This is a genomic window from Burkholderia sp. BCC1988, from assembly GCF_905339895.1.
In the GTDB taxonomy this organism is placed as follows: domain Bacteria; phylum Pseudomonadota; class Gammaproteobacteria; order Burkholderiales; family Burkholderiaceae; genus Burkholderia.
In genome coordinates this window covers 62394-84757 of record NZ_CAJPHA010000019.1, presented here as the reverse complement: position 1 = coordinate 84757, position 22364 = coordinate 62394, and the positions used below count along the sequence as shown (strand labels likewise).

At 69.4% G+C, this 22364-nt stretch carries 18 protein-coding genes; 9 read left to right on the top strand and 9 right to left on the bottom strand.

Going from position 1 to position 22364, the window contains the following annotated elements; all coding sequences use genetic code 11:
• The first annotated feature begins 67 nt into the window (after positions 1-67).
• The 3 genes from U4012_RS25430 to U4012_RS25420 are packed head-to-tail and all read left to right on the top strand — an operon-like array spanning position 68 to position 2903.
• The gene (locus U4012_RS25430) at positions 68-1033 is read left to right on the top strand and encodes a PRC-barrel domain-containing protein (protein WP_124487208.1); all 966 of its coding nucleotides are present in this window, start codon (positions 68-70) and stop codon (positions 1031-1033) included.
• A complete protein-coding gene (locus U4012_RS25425; protein ID WP_124487207.1) occupies positions 1030-2289 on the top strand; it encodes an MFS transporter in 1260 nt (419 codons plus the stop codon). The genes U4012_RS25430 and U4012_RS25425 overlap by 4 nt, the downstream gene beginning before the upstream one ends.
• A 35-nt stretch (positions 2290-2324) precedes the next feature.
• Positions 2325-2903: an FUSC family protein gene (locus tag U4012_RS25420; RefSeq protein ID WP_044844713.1), complete on the top strand. Its 579-nt coding sequence runs from the start codon at positions 2325-2327 to the stop codon at positions 2901-2903.
• Between the two features lie 76 nt (positions 2904-2979).
• On the opposite strand, the gene U4012_RS25415 is transcribed toward U4012_RS25420, so the two are convergent.
• Positions 2980-3372 carry an RcnB family protein gene (locus tag U4012_RS25415; protein ID WP_321802112.1) on the bottom strand — a complete coding sequence of 131 codons (393 nt, stop codon included), beginning with the start codon at positions 3370-3372 and terminating at the stop codon, positions 2980-2982.
• Positions 3373-3460: 88 nt separating this feature from the next.
• On the bottom strand, positions 3461-5212 hold the full coding sequence (gene msbA, locus U4012_RS25410) for a lipid A export permease/ATP-binding protein MsbA (RefSeq protein WP_260426288.1): 1752 nt from the start codon (positions 5210-5212) through the stop codon (positions 3461-3463).
• Between the two features lie 223 nt (positions 5213-5435).
• On the opposite strand from msbA, the gene U4012_RS25405 reads away from it, so the two are divergent.
• The 3 genes from U4012_RS25405 to U4012_RS25395 all read left to right on the top strand — a co-directional run bounded on the left by U4012_RS25405 (position 5436) and on the right by U4012_RS25395 (position 8591).
• The gene (locus U4012_RS25405) at positions 5436-6188 is read left to right on the top strand and encodes a glycosyltransferase family 2 protein (RefSeq protein ID WP_321802111.1); all 753 of its coding nucleotides are present in this window, start codon (positions 5436-5438) and stop codon (positions 6186-6188) included.
• Positions 6189-6333: 145 nt separating this feature from the next.
• Positions 6334-7176: a glycosyltransferase family 2 protein gene (locus U4012_RS25400; protein ID WP_044844717.1), complete on the top strand. Its 843-nt coding sequence runs from the start codon at positions 6334-6336 to the stop codon at positions 7174-7176.
• Between the two features lie 134 nt (positions 7177-7310).
• Positions 7311-8591 (top strand): O-antigen ligase family protein, encoded by a 1281-nt coding sequence (locus U4012_RS25395; RefSeq protein ID WP_321802110.1) that lies wholly within the window; start codon positions 7311-7313, stop codon positions 8589-8591.
• Positions 8592-8761: 170 nt separating this feature from the next.
• On the opposite strand, the gene U4012_RS25390 is transcribed toward U4012_RS25395, so the two are convergent.
• The 3 genes from U4012_RS25390 to dnaE form a co-directional block, all read right to left on the bottom strand.
• Positions 8762-9940: a glycosyltransferase family 9 protein gene (locus U4012_RS25390; protein WP_321802109.1), complete on the bottom strand. Its 1179-nt coding sequence runs from the start codon at positions 9938-9940 to the stop codon at positions 8762-8764.
• A 413-nt stretch (positions 9941-10353) separates the two neighbouring features.
• On the bottom strand, positions 10354-11448 hold the full coding sequence (locus tag U4012_RS25385) for a glycosyltransferase family 9 protein (protein WP_321802108.1): 1095 nt from the start codon (positions 11446-11448) through the stop codon (positions 10354-10356).
• A gap of 323 nt (positions 11449-11771) precedes the next feature.
• Positions 11772-15302 (bottom strand): DNA polymerase III subunit alpha, encoded by a 3531-nt coding sequence (gene dnaE / locus U4012_RS25380; protein ID WP_321802107.1) that lies wholly within the window; start codon positions 15300-15302, stop codon positions 11772-11774.
• A 223-nt stretch (positions 15303-15525) separates the two neighbouring features.
• Here dnaE and U4012_RS25375 point away from each other — a divergent pair, with 223 nt between their 5' ends.
• Complete coding sequence (locus U4012_RS25375; protein WP_044844723.1) at positions 15526-16380, top strand: sulfurtransferase; 855 nt, start codon at positions 15526-15528, stop codon at positions 16378-16380.
• Between the two features lie 22 nt (positions 16381-16402).
• Positions 16403-17296 carry a tRNA glutamyl-Q(34) synthetase GluQRS gene (gene gluQRS / locus U4012_RS25370; protein WP_321802106.1) on the top strand — a complete coding sequence of 298 codons (894 nt, stop codon included), beginning with the start codon at positions 16403-16405 and terminating at the stop codon, positions 17294-17296.
• Positions 17297-17579: 283 nt separating this feature from the next.
• Here the strand turns inward: gluQRS and U4012_RS25365 are convergent, their stop codons facing one another.
• The 4 genes from U4012_RS25365 to purT form a co-directional block, all read right to left on the bottom strand.
• Complete coding sequence (locus U4012_RS25365) at positions 17580-19130, bottom strand: DEAD/DEAH box helicase (RefSeq protein ID WP_321802105.1); 1551 nt, start codon at positions 19128-19130, stop codon at positions 17580-17582.
• 446 nt (positions 19131-19576) lie between these two features.
• Entirely contained in the window at positions 19577-19960 is a 384-nt protein-coding gene (locus tag U4012_RS25360; protein ID WP_044844726.1) for an MliC family protein, read from the bottom strand.
• Between the two features lie 92 nt (positions 19961-20052).
• Positions 20053-20247 carry a DUF6726 family protein gene (locus U4012_RS25355; protein WP_044844727.1) on the bottom strand — a complete coding sequence of 65 codons (195 nt, stop codon included), beginning with the start codon at positions 20245-20247 and terminating at the stop codon, positions 20053-20055.
• Between the two features lie 18 nt (positions 20248-20265).
• Positions 20266-21480 carry a formate-dependent phosphoribosylglycinamide formyltransferase gene (gene purT / locus U4012_RS25350; RefSeq protein WP_321802104.1) on the bottom strand — a complete coding sequence of 405 codons (1215 nt, stop codon included), beginning with the start codon at positions 21478-21480 and terminating at the stop codon, positions 20266-20268.
• A 237-nt stretch (positions 21481-21717) separates the two neighbouring features.
• Here purT and U4012_RS25345 point away from each other — a divergent pair, with 237 nt between their 5' ends.
• Positions 21718-22263 (top strand): META domain-containing protein, encoded by a 546-nt coding sequence (locus U4012_RS25345; RefSeq protein WP_124487195.1) that lies wholly within the window; start codon positions 21718-21720, stop codon positions 22261-22263.
• The last annotated feature ends 101 nt before the right edge of the window (positions 22264-22364 follow it).

Sequence of the window (22364 nt, the reverse complement as noted above, 5' to 3'; positions counted from 1 at the left end):
CGCACCCGCCATCCATCGCCAGCCGCGCGCCTCCGGGCCCGGCCCCCGACCCATGGAGTGAGTGTCAATGAGCGGCGGATTTCCGTTTCCCGCATCCCGCATGTCGTTCCCGTCCTCGACGGTCTTCCTCGTTCTCGCCGCCGCGCTGCTGTCCGGCTGCGGGCTGCTGCCGACGCAGAATCCGCCCGCGCCGATCAGCGAAGCGCTCGTCGAGCCCGTCGAGGAAACCGCCGGCGAACCGCTGACGATGCCGCCCGTGCCGGCGCCGACGCAGCCGGAAGCGCCGGAAGCACCGAAGAAACCGCACCGCGAAGTGACGCGGCCGAAACCCGTGCAGCGCCCCGAAACACCGACGCCTCCGCCACCACCGCCCGCCCCGATCGTCGCGACGCGCCCGCTCGACCGCACGCAGATCCATGCGCTGCTCGACAGCGAGGTCGCGCGCCGCAACGGCAAGGTGATCGGCCGCGCGGTCGACATGGTGGCCGACGCGAGCGGCAAGCCGCGCGAGATGATCGTCAACCTGCAGGGCTTCATGGGTGTCGGCGACCGCAAGGTCATCTTCCCGTGGAACGTGTTCCGCTTCACGCCGGGCGGCAAACAGGAGCCGATCGTGCTCGACGTGCCGTCGGGCGACCTGCCTCCGGCCGCGCGGCCGAAGGCCGTGCCGCTGTCGGGTTCGGCCGCGGCGTCGCCCGCGACGCGACTGCCGATGCTCGACAGCGATGTCGAGCGCCCGAACGGCACGAAGATCGGCCGGATCGTCGACGTGCTGATCGACCGCGCCGCGCAGCCGCAGGCGGTCGTGCTCGACCTCGGCGGGCTCGTCAATACCGACCGCCGCTCGATCGCCGCGAGCTGGGGCGCGCTGCGCTTCGTCACGCGCGACAAGGCGCTGCATCCGCAGCTCGACCTGAACGATGCGCAGATCAAGGCGTCGCCACCCTACGCGGCCGACAAGCCGATCATCGCGGTCTTCCCGCCCGTTGCCCCGGCACCGGTGCCGGCTTCGTCTGCGAGTGCCACCCGATGACGATCAAGCATTCCGTCAGCGTGCGCAGTCTGCGGTCCCTCGACTGGCTCAACTTTTTCGTTGCAAACGTTCAAACCGGGTTCGGTCCGTTCATCGCGTCCTACCTCGCGTCGCACAAGTGGACGCAGGGCGAGATCGGCATGGTGCTGTCGATCGGCACGATCAGCGCGATGGTCAGCCAGGTGCCGGGCGGCGCGGCCGTCGATGCGCTGAAGAACAAGAAAGGCGCGGCCGCGTGGGCGATCGCGGCCATCATCCTGTCCGCGGTGCTGCTCGCGTCGAGCCCGACGATCGTGCCGGTGATCGCGGCCGAGGTGTTCCACGGCTTCGCGAGCTGCATGCTCGTGCCGGCGATGGCCGCGATCTCGTTCTCGCTGGTCGGCCGTGCCGATCTCGGCGACCGGCTCGGCCGCAACGCACGCTGGGCGTCGATCGGCAGCGCGGTCGCGGCGGGCCTGATGGGGCTCACCGGCGAGTATTTCTCCGCGCGCGCGGTGTTCTGGCTGACCGCCGTGCTGGCGTTGCCCGCGCTGTTCGCGCTCGCGATGATCCAGCCGACCCACGAAGTGATCCCGCAATCGTCGAAACCCGACGATCACGACGAAGGCGAGCACCGCGAGACGCTGCTCGAACTGCTGCGCGATCGCCGGATGCTGATCTTCGCGGCGTGCGTCGTGCTGTTCCACCTGTCGAACGCGGCGATGCTCAACCTCGCGGCCGGCGAAGTGACGGCCGGGATGGGCGAGAACGTGCAGCTCGTGATCGCCGCGTGCATCATCGTGCCGCAGGCGATCGTCGCGATGCTGTCGCCGTGGGTCGGCCGTTCCTCGCAACGCTGGGGACGCCGGCCGATCCTGCTGCTCGGCTTCTCCGCGCTGCCGGTGCGCGCGCTGCTGTTCGCCGGCGTGAGCAGCCCGTACCTGCTCGTGCCGGTGCAGATGCTCGACGGCATCAGCGCGGCCGTGTTCGGCGTGATGCTGCCGCTGATCGCGGCCGACGTCGCGGGCGGCAAGGGCCGCTACAACCTGTGCATCGGGCTGTTCGGGCTCGCGGCCGGGATCGGCGCGACGCTCAGCACGGCCGTGGCCGGCTATGTCGCCGATCACTTCGGCAATGCGATCAGCTTCTTCGGGCTCGCCGCTGCTGGCGCGCTCGCGGTCCTGCTCGTCTGGCTCGCGATGCCCGAAACGCGCGTCGAGAACGGCGACGCACCCGAGGGCACGCCGGCCGCCGCCTCGTCCGAACAGGCGCACTGACACACGCACCGCCGCCCCGCTTCTTGGCCGACACGATGGATACGATCAGGACCCTCAACGAAGCCCGCCAACAGATCCAGCAGTCGATCTTCGATCTGTTCAAGGGGCTGACTTTCGGCGAACGCCTCACGCAAGGCGCGCTGATGGCGCTGCAGGCCGTGTGCGGCGCGTGCCTCGCATACGCGATCGGCCGCGCGTTGCACACCGAGCAGGCCGTGTGGGCGGCGATCACCGCGATCGCCGTCACGCAGCACAACTATTCGGACACGATGTCGCTGTCGCGCGACCAGTTCATCGGCGCGATGATCGGCGGCGTGGTCGGCTTCGCGGGGGCCGCGCTCGGCGGCGATCGCCTCGTCGCCTATGCGATCGCGGTCGCGATCACGATCGTCGGCTGCTGGTGCCTGAACGTCGGCAGCGCGGCGCGGCTCGGCGGCGTCACCGCGACGATCGTGCTGCTGTTTCCGGGCAACGGCCCGCTGTGGGACATTCCGCTGATGCGGCTCGGGGAAGTCGCGCTCGGCACCGTCTGCGCGCTGGCGGTGTGCTGGGCAATGTCGCGGATCGAGCGACGCTGGTTCCGCCGGGCGGCGAAGTCGGACCAGGACAAGTGACGCGGATGCCGGGACGCACGCCCCGGCATCCGGATGAAGCGATGAGCGGCGGCAGGTGTGGCCGGTATGGCAGGTGTTATGGACCGACCCGCAGCACGATGCCCGAGCCGATCTGCACGAGCAGATAGTCGCCGCCGACGCCGACCCAGTGATAGCCGCGCGGCGGCGGGCTCAGCCGATAGCCGCGCCAGTCGTCGACCACGTACTGGCGATCGCGGAATTCGTCCGGGAGCCGGTCGCCCTTGTGCCAGTCGCGGCGCGGCTGGTCGGCCCAGCGCGGCGGTACGTCGTCGTCGCGATGCATCGCCTGGCCGGGCGGCATGTGCTTCGGACCGTGACCGCGGTGCATGCCGTGATTGCCGTGGTCACCGTGGTTGTCGTCGTTGCCGTGCCCCTGCGCCATCGCGACCGGCGCGGCGAAACCCGCCGCAACCAGCGCGGCCAGCATCATCCCGTGCATCTTCCTCATCGTCCTTCCCTCCGTGTTGTCACGTCGAACCGAAAACAACTGGACTTGCCCGATCAAGACTAGCACACGGGTGCGACCCGACTTTGTGTCACGCCGCCTGCTGCTGGTACTGGATCCGGTGCAGGTGCGCGTACAGCCCGCCGTGGCGCAGGAGTTCTTCGTGGCTGCCCTCTTCGACGATCTTGCCGGCTTCGAGCACGAGGATCCGGTCCGCGCGCTCGATCGTCGACAGCCGGTGCGCGATCACGAGCGTCGTGCGCCCTTCCATCAGCCGCTCGAGCGCGGCCTGCACGTGACGCTCGGATTCCGAATCGAGCGCGGAAGTCGCCTCGTCGAGGATCAGGATCGGCGCGTCCTTGTAGATCGCGCGCGCGATCGCGAGCCGCTGCCGCTGACCGCCCGACAGTCGCATCCCGTTGCCGCCGACCAGCGTGTCGAGCCCGTCGGGCATCGCGGCGACCGCGTCGGCGAGGTTCGCGGCCTCGAGCGCCGCCTGCACGCGTGCGCGGTCGGGCGTCTGCCCGTACGCGACGTTCGCGGCGATCGTGTCGTTGAACAGCACGACGTCCTGGCTGACCATCGCCATCTGCCCGCGCAACGCATGGATGTCGTAGTCGGCCACCGGCACGCCGTCGACCAGGATCGCGCCGCCCGTCGGATCGAAGAAGCGCGGCAGCAGGTTCACGAGGGTCGTCTTGCCGCTACCGGACGGCCCCGCGAGCGCGATCATCTCGCCCGGCGCGACCTTGAATGAAATGCGGTCGAGCGTCGGCCGCTCGGAGGCGCCGTAGTCGAACGACACGTCGCGGAATTCGATCTCGCCGCGCGCGTGCGCGAGCGCCCGGCCGCCGCCCTGCGGCTCGGCGGGCTCGTCGATCAGCCCGAAGATCAGCTCGGCGGCCGTCATCCCGCGCTGCAGCGGCTGGTTGACGTCGATCAGGTGCTTGAGCGGCGAAATCACCAGCAGCATCGACGTGACGAACGCGACGAAACCGCCAACCGTCGTCTGGTCGTTGGTCGACTGCACGACCGCGATCGTGATCACGACCGCGAGCGCGATCGACGCGAGGAACTGCGTCAGCGGCTGCGCGAGCCCGCCCGAGATCGTCATGCGCATCGCGTAGCCGCGCAGGCGCTTGCTCATCGTCGTGAAGCGGTCCATCTCGTATGCTTCGCCGTTGTGCACCTTGACGACCTTGTAGCCGCCGACCGTCTCCTCGACGATGTACGACAACTCGTTGGTCAGCGTCTGGTGCTCGCGGTTCAGGCGGCGCAGGCGGCGGTTGATCTTGCTGACGAGCCAGCCGATGCCCGGCAGGATCACCGCGACGATCAGCGTGAGCCGCCAGTTCAGGTAGAACAGGTAGCCGAGCAGGAACACCACGGTCAGCGAGTCGCGCACGAGCGTGACCATCACGCCGGTCAGCACCGACAGGATCTGGTTGACCTCGAACACGATCGCGTTGATCACCGTGCTCGCGGTCTCGCGCTGGAAGAACGACGCGCCGGTGTGGAGCATCCGCTGGAACATCTCGAGCCGCAGCTGCAGCAGGATGCGGTTCGATACGTAGTTGAGCAGGTAATTCGACGTGTACTGCGACACGCCGCGCACGAGCGCGAGGCCGATCACCGCGATCGGCACGTACCATTTCGCGCTGTCGCTGCCGTGCGAGCCGAAGCCGTGGTCGAGCAGCGGCTTGAGCAGCGCCGGGATCCCGGCTTCCGTGGCCGCGACGACGCCCATCGTCATCACGGCGAGCAGCACGATGCCGATGAGCGGCCGGATGTACGGCCACAGGCGCTTGAGGACCGTGAGCGGCGAGGTACCGGTGCCGTCCATCGGTTTGCGAAGAGTGTTCTGGGTTTCCAAGGCAATCCTTCTTGAGCCGCGACGCGGCGCCCGGGGCGTGACTGCCCGGGATCCGCCCCGTCCGGCGGGTGCCGAAAAAGGCCCAACATTATAGCTGGACCGTCCCCGCCGGCATGGCCGTCGCCGAAGCGGCCGGCTGCCTGCGCGCGGGTATACTGCCGCTCACCGTTTTCTCCGCCTTTTCGACGATTTCATGGCAGAACCCACCCTCGGCGTCGCCCTCATCGCCCTCAACGCGGCCGCGCGGCTCGCGCAGTGCCTCGACGCGCTGACCTTCGCCGACGACGTCGTCGTGATCGACGGCGGCAGCACCGACGATACGGTCGAGATCGCCCGCGCGCACGGCGCCCGCGTGATCGTCGAGCGCGACTGGCCGGGCTTCGGCCCGCAGAAGAACCGCGCGCTCGACGCGCTCGACACCGACTGGATCCTGTCGCTCGACACCGACGAGGTCGTCAGCCCGGAACTCGCGCAGTCGATCCGCGCGGCCATCCGCACACCGGCCGCGCAGGTCTACGCGCTCGACCGGCTGTCGAGCTTCTGCGGCCAGTGGATCCGCCATAGCGGCTGGTATCCGGACTGGGTGCCGCGCCTGTTCCGGCGCGGCACCGCCCGCTTCTCCGACGACCTGGTGCACGAACGGCTCGTCTTCGACACGCCCGCGCAGCGGCTGCCGGGCAAGCTGATGCACTATTCATACGAGGATTTCGAAACCGTCGTGCGCAAGCTCGATGCGTATTCGACGGCCGGCGCGCGCCAGCGCCGCGCGGCCGGCCAGCGCGGCGGCTTCGGCAAGGCGCTCGCGCGCGCCGCGTGGGCGTTCGTGCGGACCTACGTGCTGCGGCGCGGGTTTCTCGACGGCCGCGCGGGCTTCATGATCGCCGTGTTCAACGCGGAAACCGTCTACTACCGGTTCCTGAAGCTCGGCCACGACGCGGCCCGCTGAGCGCGCCCCGCCCTGCCGCCACCCTGACGCCGCCGGCATGCGGCCGGCCCGGCGTTACAATGCCGGGCTGCCCGCGCGCCATGCGCGTCCGAGCACGGCGCAGCGCTGCGCGCCGCCGATACGACGACCACCGAATCCGACCGCCATGTTCTCCATCATCATCCCGACCTGGAACAACCTGCCGTACCTCAAGCTCGTCGTCGACAGCCTGCGCCGTCATTCGGCGTACGACCACCAGATCATCGTGCACGTGAACGACGGCGCGGACGGCACGCTCGACTGGGTGCGCAGCGAAGGCATCGAGCACACCGCGTCGCCGGCCAACATCGGCATCTGCCACGCGGTGAACCTGGCCGCCGCCCGCGCGACGCGCGACTACGTCGTCTACATGAACGACGACATGTACTGCTGCCCCGGCTGGGACGCGGCGCTCGTGCGGCGCATCGAGCAGATGCCGACCGACCTGTTCATGCTGTCCGGCACGATGGTCGAGCCGGTCGACACGCGCAACCCGTGCGTCGTCGTCAGCAACTTCGGCCGTGACGCCGAACAGTTCGACGCGGCCGGCCTCGTCGCGGCCACGCCGCGGCTCGCGCGCGCGGACTGGCTCGGCTCGACCTGGCCGCCGACGCTCGTGCACCGCGACTGGTGGAACCGCATCGGCGGCTACAGCAGCGAGCTGTCGCCGGGGATGAGCAGCGACAACGACTTCTCGATGAAATTCTGGGACGCCGGCTGCCGGATCTTCCTCGGCGTGGGCGACAGCCTCGTCTATCACTTCCAGCAGAAGAGCACCGGCAAGATCGTCAAGAACGACGGCCGCCGCCAGTTCCTCAACAAATGGGGCATGACGCAGGCCACGTTCGACCGCTATTACCTGCATCGCGGCGAACCGGCCGGCGCGCGCGTCGCGCTCGACACGCCGGCCGTCGAAGGCCGCCTGAAGCGTGCGCTGCTGCGCTCGCGGATCAAGCGCGCGTTCAGCTGACCCGACCCCGGAAACGGCACGGAAACGCCCGCGGCTTCGCGTATACTGCGCGCTTCGTCCCGCGCGGTGCCGCCGGGACGCGCGGCGCGCAGCACGGTGCCCGCATGCCGCATTCGTCCATTCGACAGGTTCCGATGCTTTCGTTTTCCGCTCCCGCCTCGCGGCGCCTGACCGCCGCCCGCGCCTTCGCCGTCGTCGCGCTCTGCATGGTGCCGGTCTCGACCGCGCTGACCAACGTGTTCTGCGGGCTGTTCGCGGCCGCGCTCGTCATCTCCCCCGAATTCTGGCGCGACCTGCGCACGTTCGTCACCGAACCGGCGTCGCTCGCGGCGCTCCTGATCCTCGCGGCACTGGCCGCGAGCGTCACCTATACGGTCGCGCCGCACCCGAAGGCGTGGAACTGGGTCGCCAAGTACGACAAGCTGTTGCTGCTGCCGTTTGCCGTGCTGGCCTTCCGCCATTCGAACTGGGCGCCGATCGTGCGGCGCGCCTGGTTCGGCACGCTGTGCGTGATCCTGCTGCTGTCGACCACCAACTATCTCGGGCTGACCGCGATCGGGCCCGCGCATTCGAGCGAACTGCCGCTGTCGCGCGCCTGGGTGTTCAAGAACCACATCGCGGCCGGCATGTTCGGCGCGCTGCTGTTCTACCAGGCGGCCGACCTCGCGCTGTCGGCCCGCACCGCGCTGTCGCGTGCCGCGTATGCCGCCGTGGCCGCATGGTCGCTGATCAACGTGTTCGTGATGCTGCAGGGACGCACCGGGCAGGTCATCGCGCTGCTGCTGATCCTTGTCGTCGCGGTGCGCTTCGTGCTGCTGCTGCGCCGCCAGTCGGCGCTGCGCGCGGGGCTCGCCGCCGGGGCGCTGGTCCTGGCCGGCGTCGCGCTCGTCGTCGCCGCGTGCACGGTGCACGACGGCCGGCTCGTGAAGGTCGTGTCGGAAGTGCAGCAGTATCGGCAGAGCGATGCGGTCACGTCGACCGGGCTGCGTCTCGAGTGGTACAAGAAGGGGCTCGAACTGTATCGCCAGCGCCCGCTGATCGGCTACGGCGCCGGCGGCCTCGAGTTCGAGTTCGAGAAGCTCACGGCCGGCAAGACGGCTGCCGAAGGCCAGCTCACGTCGAATCCGCATAACGAATACCTGCTGATGGCCGTGCAGCTCGGCACGCTCGGCGTATTGCTGTTCGTGAACCTGATCGTGCAGATCGCGCGCGGCAGCCGCGCGCTCGACCCGCGCTCGCGGCATGTGCTGCTCGCGTGGCTCGCGATCTTCGCGATCGGCAGCCTTGCGAATTCGCTGCTGCTCGATTTCGCCGAAGGTCACCTGCTGGTGCTGCTCGCCGGGATCCTGCTCGGCTGCGGCACGCGCACGGAAGCGCTGCCGCGCGAAACGTCGGCGATCCGGCGCAGCGCGTAGCGCATCATCCGGCGGGCCGGCGCGCAGCGCGCGTTGCCGCCTGCCGCCGGTTCGGCTTCTACGGCTTCAATGGCGGCGCATGCGTGCCGCTTGTCGGAAGCACGGCCGCGCGGCGCCGACGCGTCGCCACTCCCCGCTTTTCGACTCAGGAAACGTACGGCTTTCGCGCGTCAGTCCGGGCGCGCGCGATGCAGTCGCGACGTGTCGACGACCGCATCGGCGGCGCCTGGCGGATTCAGTCCGAGCATCTCGGCGGCCGCCGCCTTCACGCGCTGCGCGCCGAGATTGACGAGACAGTCGCTGTGGCTGTCGACATGGCGCTCGCAGCCTTCGTGCCGGCACGGCACGCAATCGCCCTCGCCCTGCAGCAGCCATACGTTGCCGTGCCGCGCGGAGCCGCGCAGCGCCCACGGGTTCTCGGTCGCCGGCCAGTGCTGCGGCCACGGCCCCCAGCGCACCGGATCGGACGGACCGAACAGCGCGATCGTGTCGGTGCCCGTCGCGGCCGCAACGTGCGTCGCGCCCGTATCGGGCCCGATGAACAGCCGCGCGCGTCGCACCAGCTCCGCGCTTTCGCCGAACGTGAGGCGGCCGACCAGGTTCAGCACGTCGCCGCCCGCCTCGGCCGCGACCTGCTCCGCGTACTCGCGCTCGCGATCGGCCGGGCCACCCGACAGCGCGATCGCAAACCCCTGCGCGCGCAGCCATTCGATCATCTCGACCCAGCCTTCGAGCCGCCATTGCTTGTAGCGGAACATCGGATACGGATGCAACACGACGAGCGGCTTGCCGTCGCGGATCGCCGGCGATTCGGCGAGCCACGCGTCGAAACGCGCGCGCCGCGCGGGATCGTCGCCGATGCCCGGCGCGACCACCTCGGATACCGGCTCGATGCCGATCACCGGCGCGAGCGCGAGCGTGCTGACGACCGTATGCGCGGACTCGTGATGATTGATCGCGATGCCGTTCAGCATCATTCGAGTCAGCCACGTGACGCGGTTCGGATCGACGAGGCCGACGCGCTTGCGGCCGGCGAACCAGCTATAGAAGCGCGGCCGGTCGGAGCTCAGTGCCGCGCATGCGAGATCGTAGCGGCGCCACATCGACAGCGCATCGCGCAGCCGCTCGCGGAACCCCGCGCGCTGCGCGACGACGATCACGCGCCGCACGTCGGGGTTGTGCTCCAGCACGCCCTCGGTGCCGCGAAACACCAGCATGTCGATCTGCGCATCGGGCCAGCGCGCCTTCAGCGAACGCACGAGCGGCGTCGTCAGCAGCACGTCGCCGATACGGCGCGGGGCTGCGACGAGGATGGTTCGGGGCGGGCGGGCGGAAGAAAACAGGGCCACGGCGATCGTTCCGTCTAGCTGGCTGGACAAGGCTCGCAATGTACAGGATTTTGCGGCCGGTGGCGTGGCGTGGAGTCGGGTGCGGGCGTCGGCGAAGTGCCGCGGTTGGCGGTTGGCGGTTGGCGGTTGGCGGTTGGCGGTTGGCGGTTGGCGGTTGGCGGTTGGCGGTTGGCGGTTGGCGGTTGGCGGTTGGCGGTTGGCGGTTGGCGGTTGGCGGTGGGCGGTGGGCGGTGGGCGGTGGGCGGTGGGCGGTGAGCGGCGGCCAGCGGGCGGCGGCCGGTCGCCGGTGGCCGGCGGTTGGCAACGCGGCAGGCAACGACGCACGGCGGGGCCTGCCGCCGCCGCGCCGCGTGGCCCCGTTTGCGCGTCCGATGGCGGTGCCGGCAATGCAGGCGCCGCCGGCCTTCCGGGGGCTACGAAACGATCGCGCCGACCGCGGGTGCCGCGAGCGTCGCGGCCGCAAGCGGCATCGCACCCCCCATCGCGTCGTCGAGCTGTCCGGCCTGCGTCAACAGATGAAGCACCGCGCGCTCGAGCGCGTCGACGCCGATCGCGTCGACCGTCGCGCCGGCCCGCAGGATCATGTGCGGCACGCCGAGCGGATGCCAGCGCCGGTATTTCTCGGGGCGGTCCTCGAACAGCGCGGCGACCGGCACGCCGAGCGCCGACGCGAGATGCACGGGGGCGCTGTCGGCCGACACGATCGCGTCGAGCAGGCTCGCGGCGGCCACCAGTTCGACGACCGACGACGGCGCGACATGCCGGGCGTTGACGTCCCGCCACGCATCGCGGTCGGCGTCGGCCTCGGCCGACACGGCGGAATCGCGGAACACGATCACGTCGGCGAACGGTGCGAGCCGCCGGCCGAGGTCGCGCCATCGATCGGCCGGCCAGCGCCGCTCGGCCGCCTTGTTCGACACGAACAGCCCGACGCGCGGTTTCGTGCGCGGCCCGAGCAGCCGATACCACGTGTCCTGCAGCGCGCGGTCCGGGTGGACGGACAGCGCGAGACCGTCGAGATCGGCGCGGCCAAGTTCGGGCACGAGCCGGAATCCCGACAGCGCTTCATGGCAAATCGGCCGCGACGCGACATGGTCGGGCTTGCGGTCGTCGAATTCGGAATCGGCATCGTGCCAGCGGCAATCCTTCACGCCGAGCTGCCGCGCGAACCGGATGCTGCTTCGATGCATGCCGCCGTTCGGCACGACCACGAGGTCGAACCGCAGGCGGCGCAGCCGGCGCACGAGCCGCAGCCGGTCGAAGAACGCGCGCATCCGTCCGGGGCGGTCGTTGCGCTCGCACTGACGGCTGTACACGTAGGTATGGACCGTGTGCACGTCCGGGTTGCCGGCCAGCGCGGCCGCGTTGTAGCGGTTCGCGACCACGTGCAGCTCCTTGCCCGGCCAGCGCTGTTTCAGCGCGCCGAGAAAAGCGGTCGTGCACAGCATGTCGCCCAGAAAATCAATCCGGATCACGAGGATCCGCCCCGTCGGTTTCCCGTTGGCCATCGTTGTTGTGATGCTGTCGATTTTTTATCGTCGCGCACCAGCCGGCATCCTGGCGTTCTTTACCGTGCCGGCTTCGTCGCGTGGTCGCTCGCGGCACCGCGACTCATCGCGTGCCGCGCGGAACCGTCCCCGTCTGATTCGCGCGCGCGATGTCGCCGCCGGCCGGCGGACAGACCGCAACCGGCGCCGTATCGGCGTCGCGCGACGGATTGTATAGCGTCCGGATGACGGCCCCAAGCATCCGCCGACATGAAAACGGCCCGCCGCACCGCACGATGGCGATGCGACGGGCCGCGCAGGCAACGACCGTCCGGCGGGGACCGTCAGTACGTGATTTCGACGATGCTGCCGTCGAACGTCGCGCGCAACTCCGCGAGCAGCGTGTCGCTCGGCTTCACGCGCCACGCGTCGCCGAGACGCATTTCCCCTTGCGCGCGCGCGTTGCTGTAGTGAACCTGGACCGCGAGCCCGTTCGGCAGCGGCGCCTGCGGGCGACGCCCGCCGTCGCGCCCGCCGCCGCGCGGCGCGGGTACCTCGACCGCGGGCGCGGCCGAATCGTCCTTCGACACGTGCGGCTCGAGCACGCGGCGCAGCGCCGCCGCATCCGCATTGCCGTTCATCGTGAGCCGCACCGCCTGCGCGTAGCGGCTACGCGCGCGTTCGAGATCCATCACCGTGTCGGCCGTGAAGCGGATGCCGCCGGTGAACGCATCGTTGCGCGCCTGCCCCTGCACGATCAGCAGTTCGTCCTCCTTGAACAGCGCCTTGTTCGCCTCGAACTGCTCGTTGAAGATCGTGATCTCGCACTGGCCCGAGCCGTCGTCGAGCAGCGCGATCAGCATCTTGCCGCGCTGGGTCATCTGCGTGCGCAGCGATGCGATGATGCCCGCGACGAGCTTGTCGCGCCCTTCCTTCAGGTCGCCGACCTTCTGCCGCACGAACCGGCGCACTTCGTCGCGATACGCGTCGAACAGGTGGCCGGACAGGTAGAAGCCGAGTGCGCCCTTCTCCTCCTGCAGGCGGCGCTTGTCGTCCCACGCGGGTTCGTCGACGAGCGCATGCGCGTGCGGCGACTCGGCGCCCATGTCGAACAGCCCGGCCTGCATCGCGTTCGCTTCGGCCTGGTCGGCCGCTTCCATCGCGAGCGGCACCGACGCAATCAGCTGCGCGCGGTTCGCGTTCAGCGAATCGAACGCGCCGGCGCGGATCAGCGCCTCGACCGTGCGGCGGTTGACGACGCGCCGGTCGATCCGCTCGCAGAAGTCGAACAGGTCGGTGAACGGCTTTTCGTCGCGGGCGCGCAGGATCTCCTCGATCGCGTTCTGGCCGCTGCCCTTCACCGCGCCGAGACCGTAGCGGATCGTGCGCGAGCGCTTGCCGTCGGCTTCGGCGACCGGCTCGAACCGGTAATGCGATGCGTTGATGTCCGGCGGCAGCACGGCGAGGTTGTTCACGACGCAGTCGTCGTACAGGATCTTCACCTTGTCGGTGTCGTCCATCGCGAGCGTCATGTTGGCCGCCATGAATTCGGCCGGATGGTGCGCCTTCAGCCACGCGGTGTAATACGCGAGCAGCGCATAGGCGGCCGCGTGCGACTTGTTGAAGCCGTAGCCCGCGAACTTCTCCATCAAGTCGAAGATCTCGTCGGACTTCTCGCGCGTCAGGCCGTTCTTCGCCGCACCCTCGGCGAAGATCTCGCGGTGCTTGGCCATCTCCTCGGGCTTCTTCTTGCCCATCGCGCGACGCAGCAGGTCGGCGCCGCCGAGCGAGTAGCCGCCGATGATCTGCGCCATCTGCATCACCTGCTCCTGATAGACCATGATGCCGTAGGTCTCTTTCAGGACGGGTTCGACGCGCGGATCCGGATAGTCGACCTTCTCGCGGCCGTGCTTCCGTGCGCAGAAGCTCGGGATCAGGTCCATCGGGCCCGGACGGTACAACGACACGAGCGCGATGATGTCCTCGAAGCGGTCGGGCTGCGCATCCTTCAGCATGCCCTGCATCCCGCGGCTTTCCAGCTGGAACACGGCGACCGTATTGGCCTTCTTCAGGATCTGGAACGACGTCGGATCGTCGAGCGGCACCTGCGCGAGCGACCAGTCGGCCTTCGACGCATCGAGGCGGCGAATGTAGCGCTCGGCCCAGTCGAGGATCGTCAGCGTCGTGAGACCCAGAAAGTCGAACTTCACGAGGCCGACGGCTTCGACGTCGTCCTTGTCGTACTGGCTGACGACGCCGCCGTCGTCGCCCTGCGTGTACAGCGGGCAGAAGTCGGTCAGCTTGCCGGGCGCGATCAGCACGCCGCCCGCGTGCATCCCGACGTTACGCGTCAGGCCCTCGACGCGCTGCGCGAGATCGAGCAGCTGGTGCACTTCGTCCTCGTGGTCGTAGCGCTCCTGCAGCTGCGGCTCTTCCTTCATCGCGTCGGCGATGGTCACGTGCTTGCCCGGCTTGAACGGGATCAGCTTCGCGACGCCGTCGGTGAACATGTAGCCGAGATCGAGCACGCGGCCGATGTCGCGCACGGCCGCCTTCGCGGCCATCGTGCCAAAGGTGGCGATCTGCGACACGGCATCCGCGCCGTATTTTTCCTTCACGTACTGGATCACGCGATCGCGTCCGTGCTGGCAGAAGTCGATGTCGAAGTCGGGCATCGACACGCGTTCCGGATTCAGGAATCGCTCGAACAGCAGGTTGTAGCGCAGCGGGTCCAGATCGGTAATGCCGAGCGCGTACGCGACCAGCGAACCGGCACCCGAGCCGCGGCCCGGACCGACCGGCACGCCGTTGTTCTTCGCCCAGTTGATGAAGTCGGCCACGATCAGGAAGTAGCCCGGGAAGCCCATCTTCGTGATGGTCCCGCACTCGAACTCGAGCCGCTTGTAGTACGTGTCGCGCTGCGCGTCGCGCTCCGCCGCATCCGGATACAGCTGTTCGAGGCGCTTCTCGAGCCCCTCCTTCGACAGCTGGACGAGGTAGTCGTCGAGCGACATGCCGTCCGGCGTCGGGAACAGCGGCAGCTTCGGCTTGCCGAGTTCGAGCTTCAGGTTGCAGCGCTTCGCGATCTCGACCGTGTTCGCGACCGCCGACGGCAGGTCGGCGAACAGCGCGACCATCTCGTCCTGCGTGCGGAAGTACTGATCGGTCGTGAAGCGCTTCTGGCGCCGCGGATTCGCGAGCATGTCGCCTTCCGAGATGCACACGCGCGCTTCGTGCGCGGTGAAATCGTCGTCGGTCATGAACTGCGTCGGATGCGTCGCGACGACCGGCAGCTTCAGCGACGCGGCGAGCGTCGCGGCCTGCTGGATGTACGCCTCGGCGCCCGGCTGGCCGTAACGCTGCAGCTCGATGTAGAAGCCACCCGGGAACACCTTCGCCCAGCGCTCGGCGTGCCGGCGCGCGGCCTCCTCGTTACCGGCCGCGAACGCGAGCCCGATGTCGCCCTGCTGCGCGCCCGACAGCGCGAGCAGCCCTTGCGACAGCTCGCCGTCGAGCCAGCTCGCGTCGAGCTCTGCGCGGCCGCGGTACTGGTTCGTGAGCCATGCCTTCGACAGCAGTTCGCACAGGTTCAGGTAGCCGGTCTTGTCCTTCACCAGCAGCAGCAGGCGCGACGGTTTGTCGCGATCGTCCGGATTGGTGATCCAGACGTCGCAGCCGGCGATCGGCTTGATGCCCTTGCCGCGGGCTTCCTGGTAGAAACGGACGAGGCCGAACGCGTTGCCGAGATCGGTGAGGGCGAGCGCGCCCTGGCCGTCCGCGGCCGCCGCCTTGACGATGTCGTCGAGACGCACGATGCCGTCGGCAATCGAGAATTCGGAGTGAACGCGAAGATGGACGAAGCGGGGATCTGACATGGGCGTTATTGTAGCCGCGTCGCCGCGCAGGCTGCCCAAAAAATCCCCGCGCCCGGCCGTTCGGCCGATGCGCGCGACGCCGGCCGAACGGCCGGGTGCCGGCAGACGTGCAGTTTGCGGGATAATACGGGTTTTCGAATCACCGCCCCGGCTTCGCACCCTTTTTTTGCGGGGCCACCGTGCGCCCGCCGCACGGTCGCGGCCGTTTTCCCGTCGGACCATCATGACCATCGTCAACCTCGCCGCCTACCACTTCGTGTCGCTCGACGCGACCGAGCAATGGCGCCCGCTCGTCACCGCCCGCTGCAACGAACTCGGCCTGCGCGGCACGATCCTGCTCGCGCCGGAAGGCATCAACCTGTTCATCGCCGGCCCGCGCGACGCGACCGACGCATTCATCGACTACCTCCGCCACGATCCGCTGTTCGAAGGCAAGTTCGCGACGCTGCAGTTCAAGGAAAGCCTGTCCGACTCGCAGCCGTTCCGCCGGATGCTCGTGCGCCTGAAGCGCGAGATCATCACGATGAAGAAGCCCGCGATCAAGCCGGAGCTCGGTCGCGCGCCGTCGGTCGACGCGCACACGCTGAAGGCGTGGCTCGACCGCGGCCACGACGACGCCGGCCGCCCGGTCGTGATGCTCGACACGCGCAACGCGTTCGAAGTGGACGTCGGCACGTTCGACGACGCGCTCGACTACCGGATCGACAAGTTCAGCGAGTTCCCGGAAGTGATCGACGCGAACCGCGCCGATCTCGAGGGCAAGACGGTCGTGTCGTTCTGCACCGGCGGCATCCGCTGCGAGAAGGCGGCGATCCACATGAAGGAAATCGGCATCGAGAACGTGTACCAGCTCGAGGGCGGGATCCTGAAGTACTTCGAGGAAGTCGGCGGCGCGCACTATCACGGCGACTGCTTCGTGTTCGACTACCGCACCGCGCTGAACCCGCAACTGCAGCCGACCGAGAACGTCACGTGCTTCGCGTGCCGCGCGGTCGTCACGCCGGAAGCCCAGCAAGCGCCGAGCTACGTGCCCGGCAAGTCGTGCCCGGCCTGCGCGCAGGCAGCCAGCGCCGCGTAAGCGCGCGTCGCACCGCGTCCCGATGAACGGCTACCGCGGCCGCTTCGCGCCGTCGCCCACCGGCCCGCTGCATTTCGGCTCGCTGGTCGGCGCGCTCGCGAGCTGGCTCGACGCGCGCGCGCACGGTGGCGCATGGCTCGTGCGCATCGAGGACATCGACGGCCCGCGCACGGTGCCCGGCGCCGCCGACGACATCCTCGCGACGCTCGCGCATTTCGGCATGACGCCCGACGAGCCGCCCGTGTGGCAAAGCACGCGCGAGGCCGCCTATGCGGCCGCGCTCGAACGGCTCGTCGCCGCGGGGCTCGTCTATCCGTGCGGCTGCACGCGCAAGGAAATCGCCGATTCGCTGCGCGCCGCGCACGAGCGCCACACGACGCTCGCGTACCCAGGCACCTGCCGCACCGGCCTGCACGGCAAGCCCGCCCGCGCGTGGCGGCTGCGCGTGCCGGACGGCGACGCGGCGCTCGTCACGTTCGACGACCGCTGGCAGCACACGCAAGCGCAGAACCTCGCGACCGAGGTCGGCGATTTCGTGCTGAAGCGCGCCGACGGCCAATGGGCGTATCAGCTCGCGGTCGTGGTCGACGATGCCGACGCGGGCATCACGCACGTCGTGCGCGGCGCCGACCTGCTCGACTCGACCGCGCGCCAGATCTACCTGCAGCGCTGTCTCGGCGTGCCGACGCCGGCGTACCTGCACGTGCCCGTCGTCGTCGACGCGAACGGTGAAAAGCTCAGCAAGCAGACGGGCGCGATCGCGCTCGAGCGCGACGATCCGCTGCCGGCGCTGCGCGCCGCCGCCGCGCATCTCGGCCTGTGGGCCGATGGCGATCCGTCGATCGATACGCTCGATGCGTTCTACGCGGCCGCGACCGATGCGTGGGCGCGTCGCTTCGGGCCACGCGCCGGTTGAGAGGCGCTCGCGGGACACCCGTTCGTGTCGACCGCGTTCCTGCGTCCGTCAGCGGTGAGTCCGGTCGCATGCAAGCGTGATGGCAGCCTGAACGGAACGCCCGCCGGCGACACGGCATCGGAGTAGTCCCGCAGGCTGACCCGCCCCACGCGGCAAGTTGTCGCCCATCTCGCCCACTCCTTCACGAATCGTCTCGCCCAATGAAAAACGGGCACATGCTCATCGCATGCACCCGTTTCCGCGGCAGCGCTCGCGCGCCGCACCGACCGCCTGAACCGTCCGCTTATGCCGACGGCTTGCGCGGCATCCCGAAGCCGCCCAGCAGCGCGGCGACCTGACGCTTCGGCCCCTTCTTCTCGGGCTGCTGCGCGGACTTGGTCTCTTCCGGCTGTTTCGCCGGCGCCGACGGTTCGTACGGCTTCAGGAAGAAGTCGTCGACCGGCGCCTCGTGGCGACGGTGATGGCCGCGCTCGGACCCGCCCGGACGACGCCCCGACGCGCCGCGATGCTCGTCGCGATCGCGACGGCCGCCGCGATCACCGCGCTCACTACGATCGCCCCCGCGCTCGCCGCCACGATCGTCGTGACGATGGCGCGCCGGCTTGTCGAGCGCGAGCGTCTGCACTTCGAGCGGACGCTTGATCAGTTTTTCGATATCGGCGAGCTGCTTGCGCTCGTTCGGGCTGCACAGCGACAGCGCATCGCCCGTCGCACCCGCGCGGCCCGTGCGGCCGATCCGGTGCACGTAGTCTTCCGCGTTGAACGGCAGGTCGAAGTTGATCACGGCCGGCAGTTCGGCGATGTCGAGGCCGCGCGCGGCCACGTCGGTCGCGACCAGCGCCTCGATCTCGCCGCGCTTGAACGCGTCGAGGGCCTGCATCCGCTCGATCTGCGTCTTGTCGCCGTGGATCGCCGAAGCGACCACGCCGTCGCGCTCGAGGTTGCGGGCCAGCCGGCTCGCGCCGATCTTGCTGTTGCAGAACACGATCACCTGCTTGAGCCCGCGATCGCGCAGCAGCTGCACGACGGCGGCCTGCTTGTCGCCTTCGGCGACGTCATAGACGATCTGCGTGACGTTCGCGTTCGTCGAGTTGCTGCGCGCGACCTCGATCGTCTGCGGGTTGCGCAGGTAAGTGGATGCGAGCTTCTTGATTTCCGGCGAGAAGGTGGCCGAGAACAGCAGCGTCTGGCGTTCCTTCGGCAGCAGGTTCAGGATGCGCTGCAGGTCCGGCAGGAAGCCCATGTCGAGCATCCGGTCGGCCTCGTCGAGCACGAGCATCTGCACCTGCCCGAGGTTCGCGGTCTTCTGCTGCACGTGGTCGAGCAGGCGGCCCGGCGTCGCGATCAGGATCTCGACGCCGCGGCGCAACTCGGCCATCTGCGGGTTCATGTCGACGCCGCCGAACACGACCGCGCTGCGCAACGGCGTGTGCTTGCCGTATGCATGCACGTTCGCGGCGACCTGATCGGCGAGCTCGCGGGTCGGCGTGAGGATCAGCGCGCGCACCGGGTGGCGCGCGGGTGATGCGCTCGTGTTGGCCTGCGGCAGCAGGCGCTGGAGGATCGGCAGCGAGAAACTCGCGGTCTTGCCGGTGCCCGTTTGCGCGGCGCCCATGACGTCGCGGCCGGCGAGCACGACCGGAATGGCCTGCGCCTGGATCGGCGTCGGCGTCGTATAGCCCTGCTCCGCAATGGCTTTCAGGATATCGGCGGCAAGGCCGAATTGATCGAAGGTTGCGTCGACTGGCTTGGCGACAGAATCGGACATGGTGGCGTTTCGCTCAAAAGGCGCGGCGGGGACTTCGTGCGTCAGGCCGGCCGGGCCTGCGCTCATCACATTTCGGAAGTAGACGGAGCCGCGGCGCGCCGCGCGGCGCCGCTCTGGCGCTCGGGACCGGTTCAATTCGAACAGCGGGCGCCACAGGCCGTGCGGACTCCGTTCGGCGCGAATGCCGGCGGAAAGGGCCGTATTGTAGCACTGCGCAGCAATCTGTCCGTGACAACGCCGCGAACGGCCCCGGCGGCGGCTCGCGGCGTGCACCGGCAGGCCGGCGCGGGGCGGATGCGTCGTGCGATCGGGCTATCTCGATCGGCTGATGGTGGAAATACGGGGTCGAATCTCGGGCATCTGCCGCGGGGCAGCTGCCGCGAGGAATCAGCCGGCGGCCGGCGAGCCCGGGCGCCGCCGGCGCCACCTTCCGGTCCGAGGTCGAACCCGGCTGCCCGCATCGATCGCGGCGACCGGCACGCCCGCGCGGCGCAGCCGATCGCGCGCCGCGTTCAACCCTTCTTCTTTTTCTTCTTCTCGACCTGCACGCAGTCGCCCAGCAGCGGTGCCGCGTTCTGGTCGGCGATCTCGTCGCGCAGCGTCCCTTCCTTGCCCTTCGTCCACCAGGTATAGCGTCCGGCCTGGTAACGCGCGCCCGACGCCGAAACGGTATCGACGAACAGCAGCTGCTGCCCGTTGACCGGCACCAGCGCGAAGCTCTGGCCGTTGCCCGCGCGCCAGTACGACACGCGTACCGGCTGCTTCTGGTTCGCGCACTGATAGAGGGTCTGCACGCGCGCATCGGCGTCGATCTCCTCGACGGTCAGTTGCGCGGCGTGCGCGACGGAAACGGCGGTGCCGGCCAGCGCGAGCGCGGCGAGGGTGTGGCGAATCATGCAGTTCCTCTCACGAGACGGGTGGAAACGCGCCCTCGCGGGACGCGCGATTGTCGTTGGTTATGGTTGGCTACGGATCGAGGGTTCGCCGCTCAGGGATCGATGACGTCGGCGCACGCGTCGGTCGGCGCGGCCGCGACGTGGCCGACGAGCGGCACGATCTTCAGCCCGGCCGATGCGACCCGGCACGGCGCGGCCGCGAGGCCGCACCCAGCGAGACTCGCGACCAGCGCCAGCGCGGCGCCCAGCTTGCCGAGCCGTCCGATCCGCTGCCATGTCGACGCCATCGCGCTCTCCTGGTCCGGTCAGCGTGCCGACACGGGCCGCACGGCCGCCGCGGCGCGCTTCGCGCGTTCGCGGGCTTCGTCGACGGTCGCGCCGGTCGCGAGCGCGACGCCCATGCGCCGCTTCGCGAAGCTTTCCGGTTTGCCGAACAGGCGCAGGTCGGCGCCCGGCACGGCCAGCGCGTCGCGCACGCCCTCGAACGCGATACCGCGCTCGTCGAGCCCGCCGTAGATCACCGCGGACGCGGCCGGCGAGCCGAGCGTCGGATCGACCGGCAGCCCGAGAATCGCGCGCGCGTGCAGTTCGAACTCCGACTGGCGCTGCGATGCGAGCGTGACGAGGCCGGTGTCGTGCGGCCGCGGGCTCACCTCGGAGAACCAGACTTCGTCGCCGCGCACGAACAGCTCGACGCCGAACAGCCCGCGCCCGCCGAGCGCCTCGGTCACCTTGTGCGCGATCTCGCGCGACTTTTCCAGCGCGACGGCGCTCATCGGCTGCGGCTGCCACGATTCGACGTAGTCGCCCGCCACCTGCACGTGCCCGACCGGCTCGCAGAAGTAGGTGCGCGTCTCGAGCGTCGCGGGTTCGATCGCGCGCACCGTCAGCTGCGTGATCTCGTAGTCGAAATCGACGAAGCCCTCGACGATCACGCGGCCGTGGTTCACGCGGCCGCCCGCCATCGCGTAGTCCCAGGCGGGCTTCACGTCGGCCTCGGTCCGCACGACCGACTGTCCCTTGCCCGACGACGACATCACCGGCTTCACGACGCACGGCATGCCGATCTTCGCGACGGCCGCGCTGAACGCGTCGAACGAGTCGGCGAACGCGTACGGCGAAGTTGCCAGCCCGAGTTCCTCGGCCGCGAGACGGCGGATGCCTTCGCGGTTCATCGTGAGCTGCGTCGCGCGTGCGGTCGGGATCACCTCGGCCAGGCCGGCCGCCTCGATCGCCGCGAGCGCATCGGTTGCGATCGCCTCGATCTCCGGCACGATCAGGTGCGGACGCTCGGCCTCGACGACCGCGCGCAGCGCGGCGGCGTCGGTCATGTCGATCACGTGCGCGCGATGCGCGACCTGGTGGCCCGGTGCGTCCGGATAGCGGTCGACCGCGACGACTTCGACGCCGAGCCGCTGCAACGCGATGATGACTTCCTTGCCGAGTTCGCCCGCGCCGAGCAGCATGACGCGCGTGGCCGAGGGTGAGAGCGGCGTACCGAGCCGCTGACCGATCTGCATGTGATTTCCCGCTGGTTCTGTTGGAGGACGAAAACGGCTTCGATGTTAACACGCACACCCGACGCACACCTCACGCGCACCCGCGCCGGTCCGGCCGGTTTCGTCGCATCGCCCCCCGCCGCGCGAGGCTCGCGGGCGGATTGCGAACGTTTTCACGCGCGAAGTGTCGGCTCGCCTCGCGCGGGGCGGGTGCGTTACTCTTACGCCTTGATCAGAATCCGATGAGGAACGAGGCTCATGTCCCACCTGTCCGCCGCCGCACGCGCACGCACCGGCCTGCTTCGCCCGCTGCGCGCGCCGCTCTGCGCGTTGACGCTTGCCACGCTTCTCGCCGCCTGCGCGATGCCGACCCACCCCGATTCCGCCGCCCCCGCACCCGACCCGTACAACCCCGCCGCCGTCCAGCTGCTCGACGACACGAGCTGGGAGCTCACGAGCTGGGTGAACGCCGACGGCACGCCGCGCACGATTCCGCACGGCGACAACGGCGAGCCGATCAAGCTCGCGCTGTCGACCGAAGCGGGCGTCCGACGCGCCAGCGGCTTTTCGGGCTGCAACCGCTATACGGGAACCTATGCGCTGAAGAACGGCCTGCTGAGCTTCGGGCCGCTCGCCGGCACGCGCATGGCATGCACGAACACGCTCGGCGGCCAGCTCGAGCACGCGTACCTCGATGCGCTCGCGCACATCGGGAAGACCGGCGTGCAGATGCGCGAGCCGCAGCAGTTGCAGATCGTGACCGAAGCCGGCGCGACGCTGACCTTCACGCGCCGGAGCCCCTGATGCAGCGCGCGGGCGAAGGCCGATCGGCCGCCTTCGCCGCGCGCGGATCCCGGACGCATGCGTCCCGCGGCCTGGAAGCGCATCGACGCCTTCAAACTGCC